Here is an 18,905-nt window from a genome sequence, read left to right as displayed (position 1 = left end):
ATTAAGTTTTAAAATTGTAAATATAGTATATTTTATATGCTATGTTTTATTGCAATATTACATATTGCATTCGAAAAGTTCATCAAGCAAACCATAAACTTCATCCTGGGTTTCTGCTTTGAAGACTCTTTCCTTAATACGTGCAGCGTTGCGCATACCCTTTATATACCACGCTATATGCTTTCTCATTTCCCGCACACCGCACTTTTCTCCTTTAAGCTCCACAAGCATTCGCATATGTCTTTTCATTATGTTTACTTTTGTTTCCGGTGATATATTCGAATTAAATGTATATCCTTCAAGATGTTTTATTATTCCTTTGAAAATCCATGGATTTCCCTGTGCACCCCTACCAATCATTACCGCATCGCAATTGGTCTCGTCAAACATCCTCTTGGCATCTTCAGGAGAAAAAATATCTCCATTTCCTATTACAGGTATGCTGACAGATTCTTTAACCTGTCTTATGATGCTCCAGTCTGCCTTGCCGCTGTAGAACTGCTCCCTTGTTCTTCCGTGAACCGCAACTGCCGCAGCTCCGTTTTCCTCCGCAATCTTGGCTATTTCCACTGCGTTGACCCTGTTTTCGTCCCACCCTTTGCGTATCTTTACCGTGACAGGTTTAACCGAAGCCTTTGAAACCTCCCGGACTATTTTCCCGACCAAATCCGGTTCAAGCATTAATGCACAGCCATCGCCGTTCTTCGTTATCTTGGGTGTAGGACAACCCATGTTTATATCAATGATACAAGCATCGGAATCATTCAAACGTTCTGTTACATTTGCCATAATACTGGGGTCTGAACCGAAAATCTGAAGCGCAACCTTTCCCTCTGAGCCGTCAACTGCAGTAAGCATTTTCGTCTTCTCGTCATTATAGTAAATCCCTTTTGCACTTACCATCTCTGTATATGTCAACCCGCATCCCTGTTCTTTGCATAAAAGTCTGAAGGGAATATCGGTTATACCGGCCATGGGAGCAAGAAAAATATTGTTGTCTAGGGTTACATTCCCTATTTTCATATCCTTCCTCCTTTTATCTTAACATTCTAGTACAAATTTGTGAATAACATATAAATAAATTGCTGAAAATATAGCAATAAATTGCTAAAAATAGCTCCGTAAATATGCCCAATAAAACTGCAAAAAAAAGACTAAAGCTTTAATCTTCAATTACTCTTATTATAAATTAATCTTGTTACAAATCTCTATAATAATATTTCGAATTATTATATATCCTTTTTATATACCCTTGATTAAACCTTATTTCAAATTATTTTTTCCTAATATTTGCGGAAATAATGCCTGCTTGAGTTGCTCCTCGGATTTAAAACAAAGGAATGTATCCCATCACTTGCAGAAAAATGTTTATTCTCAACAGCAATATTTGCATTAAAAATTTCATCCAACTGAATTTTTACATGTTTATCCAGATTGGAAAATTCAACGCTGTAGCTAAAACCATCGGATAAAGTTTCCTTCTCTGTAATGCATCCCTCTACTCCAAATTGAAAAGCTGTCAACATACTGTAGACATGCAGGTCGTAGTTTAAAATCTCACCTACATTAAAATTTCTCGTTGAGTAAAATTTGAGTCCCCGGGTTGAGATATCGCTTACTTCCACTTCATGCCAGCGTATCCTGTCACGACTCACTGAAGCCATGCAGGTTGTGGCATTACCATAATGGCTATTCATCCAATTTTGAATACTAATCATCAGAAATCCCCCTTGAATTCTGGTTTGGACTCTTCTAGATATGAACTCCTATATACATTATCCGTATATACTATTCAAATGCATTTTATCCCCTAGGTTATTAAGATATTCCAATAGTATTAAAATATAATCAGAAGCGGGTACCCTTTCTAATACTATTTTACCACATTTTAAGGAGTGTGTCGAGGGTAAGCTTTTCACAAAGCTCTAAATTTTAAAGGCTGTAGAGAATTTGGCGTCCCGGGCAGGAATCGAACCCGCATCAGTGGAACCGGAATCCACCGTCTTATCCATTAGACTACCGGGACATTGATGGGTTTCTGTCATTAAAGTATTATAGTATATTTCTGAATTATTTACAACTGTCATTTACAAGTAATTTGCAATTAAATTTGCTCTACAGCAATTAAAATCACTTAAAAAGCGTAAAAAACCAATTGTTTATCATAAATCCAAGAGCATACCCCAATAAGGTTGTCCACAAGTACGCAATAAAGAAAACCAAAGTCTTGAGCCTGTCATCAAAGTCATAAATAGCATTTATCCCTCTTGACAAAATCGCAGAATGCCACAGCGGTGTAATCACGGACGTAACGAAATACGCCAACAAACTCAAGGCCTCCGTACCATAAGGCCCAAGTACCAACCAATAGAAAAAAGCATTCACCGGCACCACCGGAAAATGCGAGACCACATAAACTTTCATTAGTTTTATAAGCTGTCCGTTTAAATTCTTTATTTTTTCCTTGACCCTGAAGAATTTAAAAATATCAAACAACGGAAGTGCAAAAAATACCACATCTATAAGGCCTATCAAAAGAACAAAACAAATAGTAAGGGAAATATTGAATATCAGTGCCGATTGAGACTTTCCAAAGAAATAACTAAATAATTTGGTGCCGAGGGCAAAACCTATATCAATAAATCCCACCAGTATAATACCCGGGTGCAAAGTATTCATTTTATCCGATAGCTTTTTATAAAATGACCTTGGCAACAGCAGTATATCTAATAAAGTATTATTTGACACAATAAAACTACCCCTTAAACTGTTTTTCTTTATTTAATAAAATAATACAACTCAGTAACTATAAAAGCAATCCTGAAATTGGAAGTCTATAACTTAAACCCGGGTGAATTATACTGTTATAATACTCTAAGTCCAAAGAAAATTTTTCATTGGTAGAAAAACTTTCTTTCACAAAAACCTTGAGACCAGAAAAATCAGCAAGGCAATGCTGCCAAGTAAAGCCATGTTTATCAAGACATTTGGAAGCCTAAAACCCATACGGTATGGCTTCAATTTCACCTCAGTGGTATAATCTTCTTGCGAGCCGTACCTTTTTATATAATTGTTTATTATTTCTTCCGCTTCTTTCAAAAGACGCTCATTCATTTTTTCCCTGTCTTTAGATAAAATCTTTTTGATTTTCCTTCCGCTTTCTTCAGGATTGCCTTTTAAAATCAGTATGGCCTCTTCAATAAGGTTCGAGGTTATATTTCTAATTACCACTACTCTTTTTGTGTCATCACACACCATAATACTCCTCCGAAAATATGTATTCAGAGATAGTCTTTCTCAATTCAGTGCAAATTATACTAAAAATATTATTGACTCAAATATTATTTACCTCTTCCATACCTTTGCAACCAGCACCGTCATATCATCCACAGGCTTGTCTTTACACTTTGAATACGCCTCTGCCAATATCAGATCGGCAATTCCCTGGGGATTTATGGTATCAATGTCTTCAATAAACTTTATCAAATTCTGCTCGCCACCCTCTTCAAGCTTAAAGGAATCGATAATTCCATCCGTGACCATGATTATAAAATCACCATTATCTGCATTTTTGCAAACCAGCTCCGTATCTATATTACTGAGTATCCCTGCCGGAAGAGATACGGTTTTTACAACTTCCACCTTGTTCTGTCTTTTTATAAAGGTTGGTGCAGCCCTATCTTCACAAATTCAATTTTTCCGTTATATAAATCTATTGCCGAAAGGTCAATAGTGGCAAAGGAGTCATCGTCGGACTTCAATACAAGTATAGAATTTATAAACTTTATTGCAGTATCCTGGTCAAATCCCGTTTCCATAAAGTGCTCCAGCAGACTTATGACAGCCTTACTCTGGCTGGATGCTGCCTGACCTGTGCCCATACCGTCGCTCAGAGCCAAAATATACTTCCCGGCGCCGGTATTCATAAACGAGTAATTATCTCCCGAAACCTGATTTTCATACTTCGAGCTCCTTGCCATACCCGTTGTTATATTGAAAATCTCTTCCTCTACCAGTTTGAGATTGCATATCCCCGTTCTGTGATTATGTATACACTCATTTCTGTCCCGTATCATTTGCCTTCCTAAGACAGTGGATGCCACCTCTTCAATATGATCGAGGCATTTGTTTGCTCCCGCACATCCTCTATGAAAAATGCTTACTTCATATTTTCCCCATTTGTTTTCAAAAACCACCACATCATAAGCTTTTATTCCTTTGTTCCTAAGCTCGGACAGCAATGCATCCTCCATATCGGCTTTAAATTTGATTTCGCTCTCAATTTCCACGGCCAAGCTTGATATAACCTTTGACAATCCATCGAGTTGCTGCGATATAAGTCCTCTGCTTTCTCCTATCCTGTTCTTCCACACCATGTCCACTTTAAACAGTTCATATACATTATTCACCTGCCTCACAAACTCTCCTATTCTTTCACACCTTTCCATGAAATACTCCGGTATATCGCTTTCGTCAATCCAGCCCTTTTTCTCGAGGTTCTCAACTATTTTAAACATAACCTGATATGTATTGTAAAAATTCCTGTCCCAGCAGTGAAGGCACAAGCTGCAATCCTTGCACACCTTGTCCGCAACTCTGTCAAACAAGGATGAAATGTCCTGCTTGTTGGTAACCATTTTTGTTTGAGATATCTCGCTGAAAGTCTTTGAAAGTTCCTGAAAAGCTCTTGCAAAATTACTCAGCCTTTCCACTGTGAGTTCCTTTATACGCTCACTGTATGATACCTTGTCGTTAGAAACCTCTGCCCCTATGGCAAATGTTCCAAACACATCTTCAATGATCTTTTTAGGAATAACAACAAACATAATTGCAGCGGGAATTATATCTTTAATGTGAACAATCACTTCTGTTGAACCGTTTATATACAGAGTCAGCACTGCATTTGCGAGAATAAAACCCACAGCAGTCCCCGTCTTTCCAAGATTTCTAAACAAACCCGCCATTAGACCGCAGAAGGCATAGGAGCCGATAACCATAGGTGTTACGGGATTGCTCAAATTAACTACCAGGCCAACAATCACTCCAACAGCAGCCCCCACTCCCGGGCCTGCCTTAAATGTAAGAAGCAGCACCGCCAGAATACTCAACACATTAAGAAGGGATGCACCAAAAACATCTATACCCCCCAACCCGGAGAGGGAAATAGCCGCTATCATTGCAGCACTTATCATTTCTTCGTTGGTTAAAACACTTTTATTCTTTATTCCTTCTATCAGCGGCACACCACGCCTAAATATGTATGTCATTGAAAATACCAATACACTTTGGAACAAAGCGATTAAAACATCATACATTAAAAACCCTTGAAATCCCGCCATTATAATTTGCGGAACAGCAGCACTTACGAGTCCTATGGCAGAATATTTGAGATCTTCTTTCTCATTTATGTTCTTTAATAATTTGGTAAATAGAGTGAAAAGAGCTATAAATGTAAAGGCAGTATAAAGCTCTGCGCGGGCACCGCCCGTTGCCATTCCAATTACCACTGCTGCCGCGGTGATGAGTCTGTTTACATTAGATGTGATTGACGCTGCATAAAAAGCAAGTCCGAAAGGCATAAGGCCTCCGAATAAAGATACTCTGCCGAGGAGGATGCTTATCAAGAAAAATATAATATTATTTTTTGAAATCGTAAGCCCGGATAAAATTCCTCCTCTCGTTTTGCCATACATCCTTTCCAAAACACCGGTTTTTTGATACGGAATAATCTGTGTCTTCATCTTTTGTAACCCCCATATAAAATATTTTTTGTGAAAAACTTTTTTCGTTTTCTCGCAGAACTGATTATAAAACAGTGCCCCGAAAATCAATGTCGATTTTAGCAGGGAAGTTTAAAAATTAATTTGACATCTATTCTCAAAACACAACCGGGGATTACATTAGATAAACTTTCACGTAAATAAATGAAACTTTTCATCAAAGTATGAATTTCTATATTTTCTCGATAATAATGTAATATTTCGTCAAAAACTTTTTATCTTCAAAACTAAATTTTGCCGATTCGATACATGAGCACGCAAAAAACGGTTGTACAATAATGTACAACGTTATGGTGGGCACTATAGGGCTCGAACCTATGACCCCCTGCTTGTAAGGCAGATGCTCTCCCAGCTGAGCTAAGCGCCCTTAAAGTGGTGACCCATAGGGGACTCGAACCCCTGTTACCGCCGTGAAAGGGCGGTGTCTTAACCGCTTGACCAATGGGCCATCTTTAAACAATTTAATATTTTTAGTGGTAGCGGCGGTCGGATTCGAACCAACGACACTACGGGTATGAACCGTATGCTCTTGCCAACTGAGCTACGCCGCCATATAATACACTTTACATCGTACTGAAACTTAAAAAACCATGTCCAGCACGCTTTACTATTTTAGCAATAGACTAATAAAATGTCAAGCATATTTTTAATAAAAGTTTGTGTATTTTTATGGAATACGGTTTTAGTTTGGTATGCTTACAATAGTATAGAGTTTAAGTATATAATATGGTATAATGTAGTAATAAGGTATATTATGTCCACACTAACGTGTTACCAAATTCCCTTCGGATACGTCAAACCCGCGAGTTTCGAAGGTTTATCCCGAGGGGTTTGTATTTTTGCATCGGTTATTTGATTTATTGGAAATGGGGGATTATAGTGAAAAAACATCTTTTGCTTTTCATATTAGTGATTGGAATCGGACTTTTTACTTCATGCGCCAACTCTATTTACTCAGTATTTTATCTTTCAACTGCCGATTCGGAATTTGATTTAGGAGAGTACGAAAAGGCAATAGAGTATTATGACAAAGCTTTAGAACTAAATCCCGACAGTGATAAAGCCTATATCGGTAAAGCCCGTGCCTTTGATGCTTTGGGAAAATACGAAAAAGCCTTGGAGTTTTTCGATAAAGCCATCGAAATCAACGGAAATTCGGCTGAAGCTTATAATGCCAAAGGTATTACTCTAGCCAATCTCGAAAGGTATGAGGAGTCCTTTGAAAACTTAAAAAAAGCAATGGAACTGGAGCCATCAAACAGTGTTTACCAAAACGACATGGCATATGGCTTGAACAACCTCAGAAGATTTGAAGAAGCAATTCAATATGCCGAAAAGGCACTCGAACTTAACCCTCGAAATAGTTCTGCTTATACAAACAAGGGTTATGCCCTTGAAGCTCTCGGGAAAACAGACGAAGCTATAAAATGCTACGATAAAGCAATCCAACTTTGTCCAACCGATTTTTACGTTTACTACAACAAAGCTCTCACCGTTTTCGAAACCGGTAAAACAGAAGAAGCCATAGAGCTTTTAGACAAAGCACTGGAAATTGAGCCCGATTATCTGGATGCCATAACTTCAAAAGGTTATTGCCTCAATGAACTTGGAGAGTACGAAAAAGCAATTGCTTGCTTTGATACTGCAATCAAAAAATATCCTAAAGAACCGTATGCATACGTTTGCAAAGCCACTTCCCTTTATTATTTAGGAAAATATGATGAGGCTCTCAAAGAATGTGACAAAGCCATTCAGTTAAAATACACCTATCCCGATTCATATATATGTAAGGCTAAAATCCTCAGTGAAAAGGGAGATTTCGAAGAGGCCAGGAAATTATGCGATGAATTTCTGGCTCTTGCCGAAGATGCCTCCATTCACGACATGAAAGGTAAAACATATTTGTATGAATATAACTATTCGGAAGCATTAAAGCATTTTGATAAAGCAATAGAAGTTGACCCTCTCTACGAAGACTCTTATATTAACAAAATTTATTGCCTGTACCAGCAGAAAAATTATAAAAAGTGTATAGAATTTGCCGCAAATACTCAATCCATTTTCCCGAATTCCGAGGATATTCCCTGGTATATCGGAGACTGCTATAGCGTGCAGCAGGAATCGGAAAAAGCTATCGAATACTATAAAAAGGCACATGAAATAAATCCAGAAAATATTGGCATCATAACTTCTATTGCCTGGGAGTACTACACCCTTCAAGATTATGAAAAAGCATCCGAATATGCCGAAAAAGCGGCAAAAATCTCTGCCGACGATGAAGGTGTCAAATACCTTAAGTCTGAGCTGGACAAGCAAAAACTTCCCGAATCGGAGCGAATAGTTAACTTTGTCAAAGACAATTACTTATACTACGACAAAATAGCAAACTTTGATGCCATTGCAGAAGAATTCAAAGCTAAAGGCGAAGTCAGTATAGACGATATATGCAAATTTATAGAAAGCATTAGGCAAAAAGACGATGTGTTTACTTTCGTGATTCACGGGAATGAATACGATTTGTTAAAATATGAGGAAAGTATTTCGCAAGTGACTTCACAACAACTTGAACCAAACATACACTACATAAAGATTAATTCTTTTACTGCAAGTGTCAGCTGGGAATTCAAAGAAATAATCGATTCCATAGAAAATCCTGAGGATAAAGTTTTAGTTATTGACCTGAGGGATAACTTAGGAGGACTTACAACTTCATCAACAGACATCTTAGACTATCTTTTGCCGTCATGTACTACAAGCTATATAGTCTACAGAGACGGATATATGTATTCATACTATTCCGATGCCGCCCAGATTAAGTTTAAAAAGATTCTTGTTCTGGTAAATGAATATTCTGCAAGCAGCTCGGAAATTCTTGCTTTAGGTCTTAAAAAGTACCTCAATAACGTTGTCATAATCGGTCATCCGACTGTGGGTAAAGGCGTCGGGCAATTGGTATATGAAGACAAGGCCAAAAAATATGTAGTTTATCTGGTAAGCTTCTATTGGAATGTCATGGAAGAAAACATTATGGGTAAAAGAATTGTGCCTGACGTATATGTAAGAGGCTCCGGCGATACTGCATATATGAACGAAGTTAAGCGCCAAGCATCGAAATAAGTATGGTTATTGAAATTACAGCTGTTTTATGCTATATTCATTATATTAGATAGTAATAGTAACATATTCACAGTATTGTCTTTTGCAATAATCACAATTGTTTAAGTAAATGCCGCACTTATTCTTCCTCTCAAAGCCATATCGTATTGTTACCTATTACAACTTGTTTTAGGGGGAATTATATGGAAAATAATTATGAAAACCAGGATTACATCTCAAGTACACAAGCGCCTGAGACAATAAAAGCGTGTCAATATTGTTCAAGCCCTGATATAGAGGAAGGTTACAATGTTGATTTGTGCGTAGATTGCAGAGATAAACTCTCAAAACGCCCCTTTCCTTTATGGATAAAAATTTTTTCATTAATTATACTTGCCGCAACCATTTTTCTCTTGTCAGGCTTCCTTCTGTTGTAAGCGGTGCAGTTGCTTTTAGCAGAGGTGAAAAAGCTGCAAAAGAAAAAAATTATATTACAGCAGCTAAGGAGTATAAGAAGGCAGCAGAGAAGTACTCCGATTCCACTCTGGTACTTGCGAAACTGTTTCTTGCCCAGTATTATAACTTGCAAATTGACGAAGCTTACGACACTTTTGCCCTTATTTCAGGCAGAGAATCGGATTCAGAATTGGTAGAAACTGCAAATTTAATATACTCAAAAATTAATACTTATTATTATCCTCAAAGCAACAGTTTTTACACCACGCTGCTAGAGTATTATGATAATACCGAAATACTTGTAGAAGCAATTACCGAATATTTAGACTATTATCCTGATGATGTTTGCGCAACCTATTATCTTGCAGACAAAAAATTTGAACTTAAAAAGTATGATGAAGCAGAGCAGCTTATAAGTAAAGTTGTTGCCCAATATGATGATTTTTACTTCGGTCATCTTCTTCTCGCGGAAATATACTGCGAAAAAGGAGACTATAACAAATCTGTGCAACACTGCTTGAAGGTTTTGGCGGACAACCAGCAAAACACTACTGCTTTAGGAAACTATGTAAGAGCCGAACTCAAACTTGGAGATGTCAAGAAAGGGTTAGAACTTGCTACCAAAACATATAATCTCGATAAAACCAATCCCCTTTCAATGGCCAATATGGCTTTGGCATACCATTATAATAATATGCCTAAAGAGAGAGACGAAATGTTTGAAGCATTTAAAAACGGCATATACAAAGATGCCTACACAATTAATTTGCTCACTTCCATATTCAACGGAGAATTGGAGTGGAGAAAATAAATTTTGGAGGAGAATTGATTTTATGCTGATACCAGGTTTCGTTATTTCGACTCTGACTTTTCCCGGGGTGATAGTACATGAAATGGCACATCAATTGTTCTGCCGCCTCTCAAAGGTTGCAGTGCTGGATGTTTGTTACTTTAGAGTAGGCAACCCCAGCGGATATGTTGTGCATGAGCCACCCAAAAAGCTTGGCAAAATATTCTTATAGGCATAGGACCGTTTATAATAAATACATTAGTTGGTGCAATCATAGCTTCAGCAGCTTCTATCCCTTATTTCCGGTTTGACAGTCCGGATATTTTCGACATGGTATTGATGTGGCTGGGAATATCCATAGCAATGCACTCTTTCCCGAGCACAGGAGATGCCGCCAACATATGGAGCGCAGTAAAACATCCGGATACGCCAATGCTTGTAAAAATTCTCACCGCTCCTTTAGTAGGGTTAATTTACCTGTGCGCCATAGGCTCAGTGATATGGCTGGATTTGATATATGGTATTGCTGTTGCTATGCTCATTCCAAATATTTTGATATCGCTTATTGCCTAAGACAATGCAAAAATAATTTTTTACATAGAAAGAGGCTCAATAATGAGCCTCTCTTCTACTTTCATACCTTTTTCATACCTTCATACCAAACTATTGCTACTTCTTAATCAAACGCTTATCTTTTTGCCAATATATTATTTCGGTACCAATTAAAATTATTATGGGGTTTAATCAAAAAATCTTATATTATTTTTGATTACTTCTTCATTTTTATCTTCTTTCTTTTCTATAATGCAAACTGAATGTGACTTATATTGACAGGGGTAAAATAACAATAGTAAAATACTTTGTATGCCAAAGTTTTTAGTTGAGAAATAGGGGAGGATACCGTTGTGTTCAAATTAGTCAAATATCTAAAACCATTTATCTTTTATATAATTGCCGCAATTGCGTTATTGTTTATACAAGCTCTTACTGACCTTTCCCTGCCAAATTACATGTCCGACATTGTAAATATCGGCATACAGCAGGCAGGCATTGAAAGTTCTGTGCCTGATGCAATAAGGAAAAGTAAAATGGATGAGATTGCACAATTTATGTCTCCGCAGGAAAGAGAGCAAGTTCTGGAATGTTATGATTTGATCGACAAATCCGGTATGAATTTTGATAAATACATAAAGAAATACCCTGCCCTAAGCAATGAACCTGTTTTTGTGATAAAAAATGTAGATAAATCCCGGTTAGAATTGTTGAATCCGATATTTAGCAAAGCTCTCCTTGCTGCAAGTATGTCCGAAAAAAGCAAAAATGAGTTATCAATAAACGAAAATAAAAAATATGAAAACTTGGATGAAAGCATGAAAAATCAAGCCTCAGTCTCATTAGTCAGTGCAGAGTATGAGGCCTTGGGCATGGACATCTCGAAAATACAAAGAAACTATATCTTAAATACCGGGTTTATAATGCTATTAATAACTTTAGTAGGTATGACAGCCACTATTATTGTAGGTCTTCTCTCCTCAAAAGTTGCTGCAGGAGTTGCAAAAAATATAAGAAAAGATGTATTTACAAAGGTTGAATCCTTTTCCAATTTAGAGTTTGATAAATTCTCCACAGCTTCACTTATAACAAGGACAACTAATGATATTACCCAGATTCAGACGCTGGTTTTCATGACTATAAGAATGGTTTTATTCGCTCCTATCACAGGAATAGGCGGAGTCATTCTGGCAATAAACAAAAGCCCGTCAATGTCATGGATGATTGCCCTTGCAGTGATTGTTGTTTTGGGGCTTATTCTCATAGTTTTCTCTATAGCCGTTCCAAAGTTTAAAGCTATTCAAAAACTGGTTGACCGGCTTAATCTCGTTATCCGGGAAAACCTCTCCGGAATGATGGTAATAAGAGCCTTTAATACCCAAAAGTTTGAAGAAAAGCGCTTTGACAGGATAAATCAGGAGCTTACGGACACACATCTGTTTGTAAATCGTGTCATGGCAACTATGTTTCCTTCCATGACCTTAATAATAAACGGTGGTTCAGTGCTTTTAATGTGGATAGGAGCGCACCAAATTGCCAATGCAAACATGCCGGTAGGAGATTTGATGGCATTTATGCAGTATACGGCACAGGTAATTTTCTCATTCCTCATGCTGTCAATGATGTTTATCATGCTGCCAAGAGCATCCGTATCGGCACAGCGTGTTGCTGAGGTCTTGGATGTAAACCCCGAAATTACCGATCCCGTATCACCAAAACACTATGAAAAGAAAATAAACGGAATTGTTGAGTTTAGAAATGTATCCTTCAGGTATCCCGGAGCAAACGAGGATATGCTAAAAGGCATTAGTTTTACGGCACTACCCGGTCAAACCACTGCAATTATCGGTTCTACAGGTGCCGGCAAAACGACTCTGGTCAACTTAATCCCTCGATTTTATGATGTGACGGCCGGTCAAATTCTAATTGACGGTATAGATATAAGAGACGTACCGCAGCATGAACTTCGAGAGCATATAGGCTATGTACCTCAGAAGAGTATGCTGTTTAGCGGAACCATTGAATCCAACTTAAAGTATGCGGACGAAAATGCCATCGAGGATGAAATACGCACAGCTTGTGAAATTGCTCAGGCTATAGAATTTATTTCTCAAAAGCCCGACAGCTTCAGAAGTGAGATTTCCCAAGGCGGTTCAAATGTATCCGGCGGCCAGAGACAGAGATTGTCAATCGCCCGTGCTATTGTTAAGAAACCTGAAATCTATATTTTTGATGACAGCTTTTCAGCTTTAGACTTTAAAACAGATGCCTCTTTAAGAAAAGCCTTGAAAAAACATACCGCATCAAGCACTGTTATTATTGTAGCTCAACGGGTTTCAACCATCAAGAATGCAGAACAGATAATCGTTCTCGATGAGGGAAGAATAGTGGGAATAGGTACTCACAATGAGCTGATTAAAAACTGTAATACCTATCGCGAAATCGTTTCATCACAGCTCTCTAAGGAGGAATTGGCATGAGCAGGGAAAATAGAAAACCGGTTAATTCTCCGTTGCAAGGCAGATACCAAGCAGGGGCGGTATGCACCGTCCCGGCGCCGTAATGCTTCGTGGGGAAAAAGCCAAAAATTTCAAAGATACTATCAAAAAGCTATTAAAATATCTCGGCAACCACAAGCCCAGTATAATAGCTGCATTCATCATGGCTGCCGTCAGCACTACTTTTAATACTATTGGGCCTAATATTACGGGCCAGGTTACCACTGCTCTGTTTGACGGCTTTATCAACAAACTAAGCGGTACCGGAAACGGAATAGACTTTAATTATATCGGAAAAAAGCTTATTTTTCTTCTTTCACTGTTTGTTACAAGTACACTGTTTTCCTACATCCAGGGCTGGATTATGTCAGGAATCTCAATGAAAATAAGCTATCGTTTCCGAAAAGATATATCCGAAAAAATAAATCGTATGCCTCTAAAATATTTTGACAAAACAACCCACGGAGAAGTCCTGTCCCGTGTCACCAACGACGTAGATACCGTCAGCCAAACATTGAACCAAAGTTTGACTCAAATTATAACATCGGCCACCACCGTTATAGGAACATTGATTATGATGCTTCTTATTAGTTGGCAAATGACTCTTGTAGCCTTGCTGATAATTCCTGTATCCTTTTTGTTAATTGCCTTTGTTGTAAATTTTTCCCAGAAATACTTTAAGCAGCAGCAGGACTACTTGGGACGTGTAAATGGCCATGTTGAAGAGATGTACGGCGGACATCTGGTAATGAAAGCTTTTAATAGAGAAGCAAAAAGCATTGAGGAGTTTGAGAAATCCAACAACCTACTTTATGGGTCAGCATGGAAATCTCAGTTCCTTTCCAGTATTATGATGCCTATTATGGTCTTTATCGGAAATCTCGGCTATGTATTTATATGTATTTTGGGAGGATACCTCGCAGTAAAAAAAGCTATTACCGTGGGTGATATTCAGGCATTTATTATTTATGTGCGAAATTTCACCCAGCCTATTTCTCAGCTTGCAAATATCTCAAACATACTTCAGCAAACTGCTGCCTCCGCAGAACGTGTATTTGAATTTCTTGATGAGGAAGAAGAAATCGCAGATACGGGTAAACCGATAAATCTTGATAATATTCAAGGAAATGTTGATTTTGAAAATGTCCACTTCGGATACGATCCCGATAAAATCGTCATCAATAATTTTTCAGCTTCTGTGAAGAAAGGGCAGAAAGTTGCCATAGTGGGCCCTACCGGAGCCGGAAAAACCACCATGGTAAAACTCCTGATGCGCTTCTATGACGTAAATGAAGGTGCAATCCTTATTGACGGTCATAACATCAAGGAATTTACCCGAAACGATTTGCGTTCGATGTTTGGAATGGTTCTTCAAGACACCTGGCTGTATAATGGCAGTATAATGGAAAATATACGCTACGGCCGCCTTGATGCAACCGATGAAGAAGTTATTGCCGCTGCCAAGGCAGCCCATGTGGACAGCTTTGTTCACACCCTGCCCGACGGTTACAATATGATACTTAATGAAGAAACCTCCAACATATCACAGGGCCAAAAACAGCTTATTACCATTGCGCGGGCAATACTGGCAAACCCAAAAATTCTGATATTTGATGAGGCTACAAGCTCTGTTGATACCCGTACGGAATTGCAGATAAAAAAAGCCATGGATAACCTTATGAAAGACCGCACAAGCTTTATAATTGCCCACCGTCTTTCCACCATCCGCGATGCCGATTTGATTCTTGTAATGAATCACGGTGATATCGTAGAACAGGGCAACCACAAGGAGCTCCTTGCCAAGGGCGGATTTTATGCCAATTTGTACAACAGTCAGTTTGAAGATACAAAGACAGGCTAAAACCTGTCTTTGTTTTGTACTATTTAATCTTTGGGCAACGAGATATAAAATGTTGTTCCCTTACCCAATTCACTTTCAAACCAAATCTTTCCCCCATGGACCTCGGCAATTGCATGCTGAACCATAAACAATCCCAGACCGGTCCCATCCTTCCGTTGATAGACAAACGGCTGAAATACCGACTCTTTCATATCATCCGGAATACCCGGTCCATTATCTTTAATTGACATAAGAAAGTAATTGTCATTTTCACCGGTGTATATTTCAATTTTGCCACCATTGGTCAATACCAAAACAGCATTTCTGACCAAATTTTCTACAGCTCTCTTAAACACCTTGATATGAAGATTTATCTCTCCTTTATATTCTGCTCTGAAGACCAATTTAATATTGTTTATGTCACAGGTTGCCCGCAACCCGTCTAATACTTCTTTTACTATCAACGATGGATTCGCTCTGACACTCTTCTCCGGCTTAAAAACACTTAACAAATCAATTACTGAGGTGTTTAATGAATCAACCTGTTTTATTATCCTTTCAAAATAACTCCGCTCCTTTTTCGATGAAGACGTAAGCATACCCAGTTGCCCCAATCCTCTTATACTTGCAAGCGGATTTTTAAGGTCATGGATAGCTGCAGCCATAAGCTCTGCCGTAGCAATCATTTTGTGGGACGGTTCAACATTTTTGCACTTAATAATGTCTCTGGTTCCAAATCCCATGGCGTTTTCCGATGCTTGCATTCATATACACCCCTTCTTATTCATCCTAAGCAGCAGTAATTTTTATTCGACAGAGAAAATTTATCTCCTTTATTTTATCATTTTGCCCACCATTTCCCGCAGAAAGATGCAAAAAAAGCAGCAAGTCTCTCTGGAATCCTGCTGCTTTCGGTTATTATTGTTTATTATTTAATTTGCTCTACTTTATATTCATCTTCCAATTGTGCAACAATTCCGCTGCTTCCCACCATATGTCCTGCTCCAACTACTACAAAATAAGTTTTGTTTTCAGGATCGGCAAGGTACTCTCTCACTTTTTCTGCCATATTATTGTCCCTTAATGTCCACATTTTTTCATTAAACTCTCTAAGGTCTCCTTCAACTTCGCCCTCAGGTTTAACCATTTTTTCAAGCTCTGCTGTGTTTCCTTCTTTCCAGCACTTTAACATATAGGCAATCAACTCTATGTTTGTTGTCTCCGTATCTTCATTTCCTTCGCTTGAACCCAAAGTTGAAGCTAAGAATTGACATTGAAGCTCATTTGAGAAAGAGTCAAACATATCTACCTGAAACTTAACGCCCTCTATTTCCAAAATGTCTTTTTGACCTGCTGCTTTTGAAAGAAAATACATGTCTACTCCCAAACTTCCGCTATATGAGTTATCCATAAGCTGCAGGTTTTGAACCAGCAATGCCGCATACCAAGGCTTTAACTTGTTGTATACTTCCTCTTGAATTCCATAAGGAGCAATAAACTCTACGAATTTTTGATAAAGTTCTTCAGGTATGTTTTTATCAAGAGTGTTTTCGTCTTCATACATGGCCCTTTGCTGCATATATCTTGCTGCTTCTTCTTGATTTGATACATCTGCCTCAACAACTAAAACATCAGATTTGTCATAGGCACCCAGTATGTCTTTTGATAACGGATACAATGTTGAATCTGCAATATGTATTGAACCTAAGAGGTAAACGGTGCTGTCCTCATCACTTACTTTCCAGAAGGCACCTTTTGAATCTCTTCCCGACTCATATATGGCAAACTCATAAGCATTTTTTATAAATACCAGAAGTTCCTGCCTTGTGCATTGGCTTTCAATGTCGAGAATTTCTTTATTCCTTCCGTGTAATATTCCCTTTGCAACGGAATACTTTACAATGTTCAGTGATTCTTCAGATAATGATCCAATATCCTTGAAGGTGAGATTTATATTGGAGCTAAAATCAAATTCCGGCTGTGCGGCCTTTAAGACATTGTATACTCCGTGACCATTTCCAGCCTTGTTGCTTCTTTTTGCGCTGCAAGTTCGCCGGTACCGGCAAAAAGTTTTTCTTCTTCCGAGTTAACTGCACTACCCATTAATTTTTCATAAAGATTTTCGCAAACCTTATGCAACTCTTCCAGGGTCACTTTGGATGAGTACTTTGCATACATTTCATCGGATGCCAGGCCATATAATGCCGACCATTGTACAGCTTCTACCGCCCATGCAGCCGGCTGCTCAACGGGTGCCGATATAAGCTGCGGCTGTTCTTCCGCGAATACAAATACTTGCAGTGAAAGAACAAGAATTAATGTTGCTGCAATCGCTTTTAACATTGCTGTTTTTTTCATTTGAATGACTCTCCTTTCGACATATGTCTTTTAGTTTATTGTAAAGCCATGATACGTTTTTTTTAACTAATCATGGTTTGGAAACTAATTTCATTAGTCTATTAAATCATTTTTTCCAATAATAAATACAAGCCCTTTAATATTCCTTTATCAAAGTATCTGCAATTATATGTTTTCATATAGCATAACAAAAGCAAATTACATCGATGAATATAAACCAACTATTTTAATCCCAATATTTTTTTCAAAAGCATTATATCATCTTTTAAACTCCGTGAAGAAGAAGAGTTTTTAATTGCATATACAATCATATATACACACGCAATTGAAAGATAAACATCTTTTAAATCAAATACTGTTCCATTTACCAAAATATAATCCAAGCTTCCTCCCAGCATTATTTTATCTACAAGTGAACAAATACTTGCCGATATAAACATTATGTATATTGATTTTGAATGAAAATTTAAAAATCCCAATTTATAAAAACGATAATGCAAAAAAATCAAAATAATCAGTGCTGAAAAATTAATAATTATTAAAACAGATTTACTCAATCCCATACCTAATTCTTTATTAAATATCGACATATCTTCTCTATTAATCAATGGAAGAAAGCCTATGAATCCATTAAAGAGTTGTATTCTAACATCCATAAAATGAATATATATTATGTATTTTATTATTTGGTCAAATGCTACAAGCAAAAATATAATTAACATTTAACCTTCTTCTCAATTTTCAATTACTTTCTAAAACGTTCTTCTATTGAGATTTTCTGTGTTTTTACATTTATAATAATAACAGAAAACCCATATACAGTCCAGTTTTTATATACTTTTTAATATGGTATAATTTTATATAGATCAATTATTCAACATCAATAACATAAATACTCAATAGACATAAACTGGCAATATCAGACTTAATATAATATAAAAACTCATGTCAAAAATAAATAATTGCTCTGCAAAAGGAGGAGAACATGAATATTTTTTTTGGTGTAACATCCACCATAATATTTGGCATCTTTTTTATTTGTTATGCACTTGATATTGATTTGACTAAGCCTCTTCGCAAGTTTATTATGAAATTTGATTTTTATAAATTTTTTAATTTACACAGCGGAGTAATCAGTAATATTGATGAAAACTCACAAATAATCACCGTTGATTATTATGTAAAAGGAAAGAAACGCCAAGGAAAAATTCCTATAAATGCTTTTTCCTATCCGACAATAAATATGGATTTTAATATCTATGAAGGAATGGAAGTTGATATCACTTTAAATGAAAACAATAACATTGAAACTGTATTTTTTAAAGATAAAAAAACAGAAGAAAAAAAAGTAAAAAGGAAAACCGATTGGTTCTCTTTGTTCATCGGAGTGGTATTTTTGATAGTCGGTTTATATAGTATTGTTTATTTGATTTTATGAAAAAGCAATATTACCAATGCTGTCATTTTGTCCATTGTCAAACCAAAATTATATTCCTTACTTTTTATTTAAAGTAAGTAATTATAATTAATGCTAC

General features: G+C 37.2%; 15 protein-coding genes, 4 tRNA genes and 1 pseudogene. 7 read left to right on the top strand and 13 right to left on the bottom strand.

The annotated features are described in order from the left end of the window. Positions 1-57: 57 nt before the first annotated feature. From dusB to JCM21531_RS02525, 9 genes and pseudogenes are all read right to left on the bottom strand, one after another. A complete protein-coding gene (gene dusB, locus JCM21531_RS02565; RefSeq protein ID WP_038287152.1) occupies positions 58-1,023 on the bottom strand; it encodes a tRNA dihydrouridine synthase DusB in 966 nt (321 codons plus the stop codon). 260 nt (positions 1,024-1,283) lie between these two features. Continuing rightward, a complete protein-coding gene (locus JCM21531_RS02560) occupies positions 1,284-1,718 on the bottom strand; it encodes a PilZ domain-containing protein (protein ID WP_038287150.1) in 435 nt (144 codons plus the stop codon). A gap of 233 nt (positions 1,719-1,951) precedes the next feature. After that, a tRNA-Arg gene (locus JCM21531_RS02555) sits at positions 1,952-2,026 on the bottom strand. Between the two features lie 104 nt (positions 2,027-2,130). Continuing rightward, complete coding sequence (locus JCM21531_RS02550) at positions 2,131-2,748, bottom strand: hypothetical protein (RefSeq protein ID WP_038287148.1); 618 nt, start codon at positions 2,746-2,748, stop codon at positions 2,131-2,133. Positions 2,749-2,916: 168 nt separating this feature from the next. Beyond that, positions 2,917-3,258 (bottom strand): hypothetical protein, encoded by a 342-nt coding sequence (locus JCM21531_RS02545; protein ID WP_038287146.1) that lies wholly within the window; start codon positions 3,256-3,258, stop codon positions 2,917-2,919. 87 nt (positions 3,259-3,345) lie between these two features. Beyond that, positions 3,346-5,693 (bottom strand): annotated as a pseudogene (spoIIE, locus tag JCM21531_RS02540) (stage II sporulation protein E). Between the two features lie 378 nt (positions 5,694-6,071). Then, a tRNA-Val gene (locus JCM21531_RS02535) sits at positions 6,072-6,147 on the bottom strand. Between the two features lie 6 nt (positions 6,148-6,153). Beyond that, positions 6,154-6,228 (bottom strand) — tRNA-Glu (locus JCM21531_RS02530). Between the two features lie 26 nt (positions 6,229-6,254). Then, positions 6,255-6,331: transfer RNA gene (locus JCM21531_RS02525), tRNA-Met, on the bottom strand. A gap of 328 nt (positions 6,332-6,659) precedes the next feature. Between JCM21531_RS02525 and JCM21531_RS02520 the strand changes: the two genes are divergently transcribed. The 6 genes from JCM21531_RS02520 (at position 6,660) to JCM21531_RS02500 (ending at position 15,033) form a co-directional block, all read left to right on the top strand. Further along, complete coding sequence (locus tag JCM21531_RS02520) at positions 6,660-8,897, top strand: tetratricopeptide repeat protein (RefSeq protein WP_038287144.1); 2,238 nt, start codon at positions 6,660-6,662, stop codon at positions 8,895-8,897. 343 nt (positions 8,898-9,240) lie between these two features. Continuing rightward, the gene (locus tag JCM21531_RS02515) at positions 9,241-10,143 is read left to right on the top strand and encodes a tetratricopeptide repeat protein (RefSeq protein WP_243467111.1); all 903 of its coding nucleotides are present in this window, start codon (positions 9,241-9,243) and stop codon (positions 10,141-10,143) included. Positions 10,144-10,165: 22 nt separating this feature from the next. Next, positions 10,166-10,354 (top strand): hypothetical protein, encoded by a 189-nt coding sequence (locus tag JCM21531_RS20210; protein ID WP_243467110.1) that lies wholly within the window; start codon positions 10,166-10,168, stop codon positions 10,352-10,354. A 98-nt stretch (positions 10,355-10,452) separates the two neighbouring features. Beyond that, positions 10,453-10,695, top strand: coding sequence for a hypothetical protein (locus JCM21531_RS20205; RefSeq protein ID WP_369347557.1), 243 nt, complete (start codon positions 10,453-10,455; stop codon positions 10,693-10,695). Positions 10,696-11,027: 332 nt separating this feature from the next. Further along, positions 11,028-13,154 (top strand): ABC transporter ATP-binding protein, encoded by a 2,127-nt coding sequence (locus tag JCM21531_RS02505; RefSeq protein WP_038287143.1) that lies wholly within the window; start codon positions 11,028-11,030, stop codon positions 13,152-13,154. A gap of 61 nt (positions 13,155-13,215) precedes the next feature. Continuing rightward, positions 13,216-15,033 (top strand): ABC transporter ATP-binding protein, encoded by a 1,818-nt coding sequence (locus JCM21531_RS02500; RefSeq protein ID WP_038287142.1) that lies wholly within the window; start codon positions 13,216-13,218, stop codon positions 15,031-15,033. A gap of 23 nt (positions 15,034-15,056) precedes the next feature. On the opposite strand, the gene JCM21531_RS02495 is transcribed toward JCM21531_RS02500, so the two are convergent. From JCM21531_RS02495 to JCM21531_RS02485, 4 genes are all read right to left on the bottom strand, one after another. Further along, positions 15,057-15,776 carry an ATP-binding protein gene (locus tag JCM21531_RS02495; RefSeq protein WP_038287140.1) on the bottom strand — a complete coding sequence of 240 codons (720 nt, stop codon included), beginning with the start codon at positions 15,774-15,776 and terminating at the stop codon, positions 15,057-15,059. A 164-nt stretch (positions 15,777-15,940) separates the two neighbouring features. Next, a complete protein-coding gene (locus JCM21531_RS20200; RefSeq protein WP_243467125.1) occupies positions 15,941-16,705 on the bottom strand; it encodes a TraB/GumN family protein in 765 nt (254 codons plus the stop codon). Between the two features lie 296 nt (positions 16,706-17,001). After that, positions 17,002-17,370 carry a hypothetical protein gene (locus JCM21531_RS20195; protein WP_243467109.1) on the bottom strand — a complete coding sequence of 123 codons (369 nt, stop codon included), beginning with the start codon at positions 17,368-17,370 and terminating at the stop codon, positions 17,002-17,004. Between the two features lie 221 nt (positions 17,371-17,591). Further along, positions 17,592-18,092, bottom strand: a complete 501-nt coding sequence (locus JCM21531_RS02485) for a signal peptidase II (protein WP_038287138.1) — start codon at positions 18,090-18,092, stop codon at positions 17,592-17,594. Between the two features lie 263 nt (positions 18,093-18,355). Between JCM21531_RS02485 and JCM21531_RS02480 the strand changes: the two genes are divergently transcribed. Next, positions 18,356-18,808, top strand: coding sequence for a hypothetical protein (locus tag JCM21531_RS02480; RefSeq protein ID WP_038287136.1), 453 nt, complete (start codon positions 18,356-18,358; stop codon positions 18,806-18,808). Positions 18,809-18,905 lie beyond the last annotated feature (97 nt).

Origin of the sequence: Acetivibrio straminisolvens JCM 21531, from assembly GCF_000521465.1 — a bacterium.
GTDB lineage: Bacteria > Bacillota > Clostridia > Acetivibrionales > Acetivibrionaceae > Hungateiclostridium > Hungateiclostridium straminisolvens.
Note: the sequence above shows the minus strand (reverse complement) of the source record. Positions and strands in the feature narration are given on the sequence as shown.

Coding starts and splice junctions, on each gene's coding strand:
- JCM21531_RS02515 (WP_243467111.1), top strand. CDS start 9,241: ATGGATAAAAATTTTTTCATTAATTATACTTGCCGCAACCATTTTTCT.
- JCM21531_RS20210 (WP_243467110.1), top strand. CDS start 10,166: ATGCTGATACCAGGTTTCGTTATTTCGACTCTGACTTTTCCCGGGGTG.
- dusB (WP_038287152.1), bottom strand. CDS start 1,023: ATGAAAATAGGGAATGTAACCCTAGACAACAATATTTTTCTTGCTCCC.
- JCM21531_RS02480 (WP_038287136.1), top strand. CDS start 18,356: ATGAATATTTTTTTTGGTGTAACATCCACCATAATATTTGGCATCTTT.
- JCM21531_RS02495 (WP_038287140.1), bottom strand. CDS start 15,776: ATGCAAGCATCGGAAAACGCCATGGGATTTGGAACCAGAGACATTATT.
- JCM21531_RS20195 (WP_243467109.1), bottom strand. CDS start 17,370: ATGAAAAAAACAGCAATGTTAAAAGCGATTGCAGCAACATTAATTCTT.
- JCM21531_RS02560 (WP_038287150.1), bottom strand. CDS start 1,718: ATGATTAGTATTCAAAATTGGATGAATAGCCATTATGGTAATGCCACA.
- JCM21531_RS20205 (WP_369347557.1), top strand. CDS start 10,453: ATGGTATTGATGTGGCTGGGAATATCCATAGCAATGCACTCTTTCCCG.
- JCM21531_RS02485 (WP_038287138.1), bottom strand. CDS start 18,092: ATGTTAATTATATTTTTGCTTGTAGCATTTGACCAAATAATAAAATAC.
- JCM21531_RS02500 (WP_038287142.1), top strand. CDS start 13,216: ATGCACCGTCCCGGCGCCGTAATGCTTCGTGGGGAAAAAGCCAAAAAT.
- JCM21531_RS02545 (WP_038287146.1), bottom strand. CDS start 3,258: ATGGTGTGTGATGACACAAAAAGAGTAGTGGTAATTAGAAATATAACC.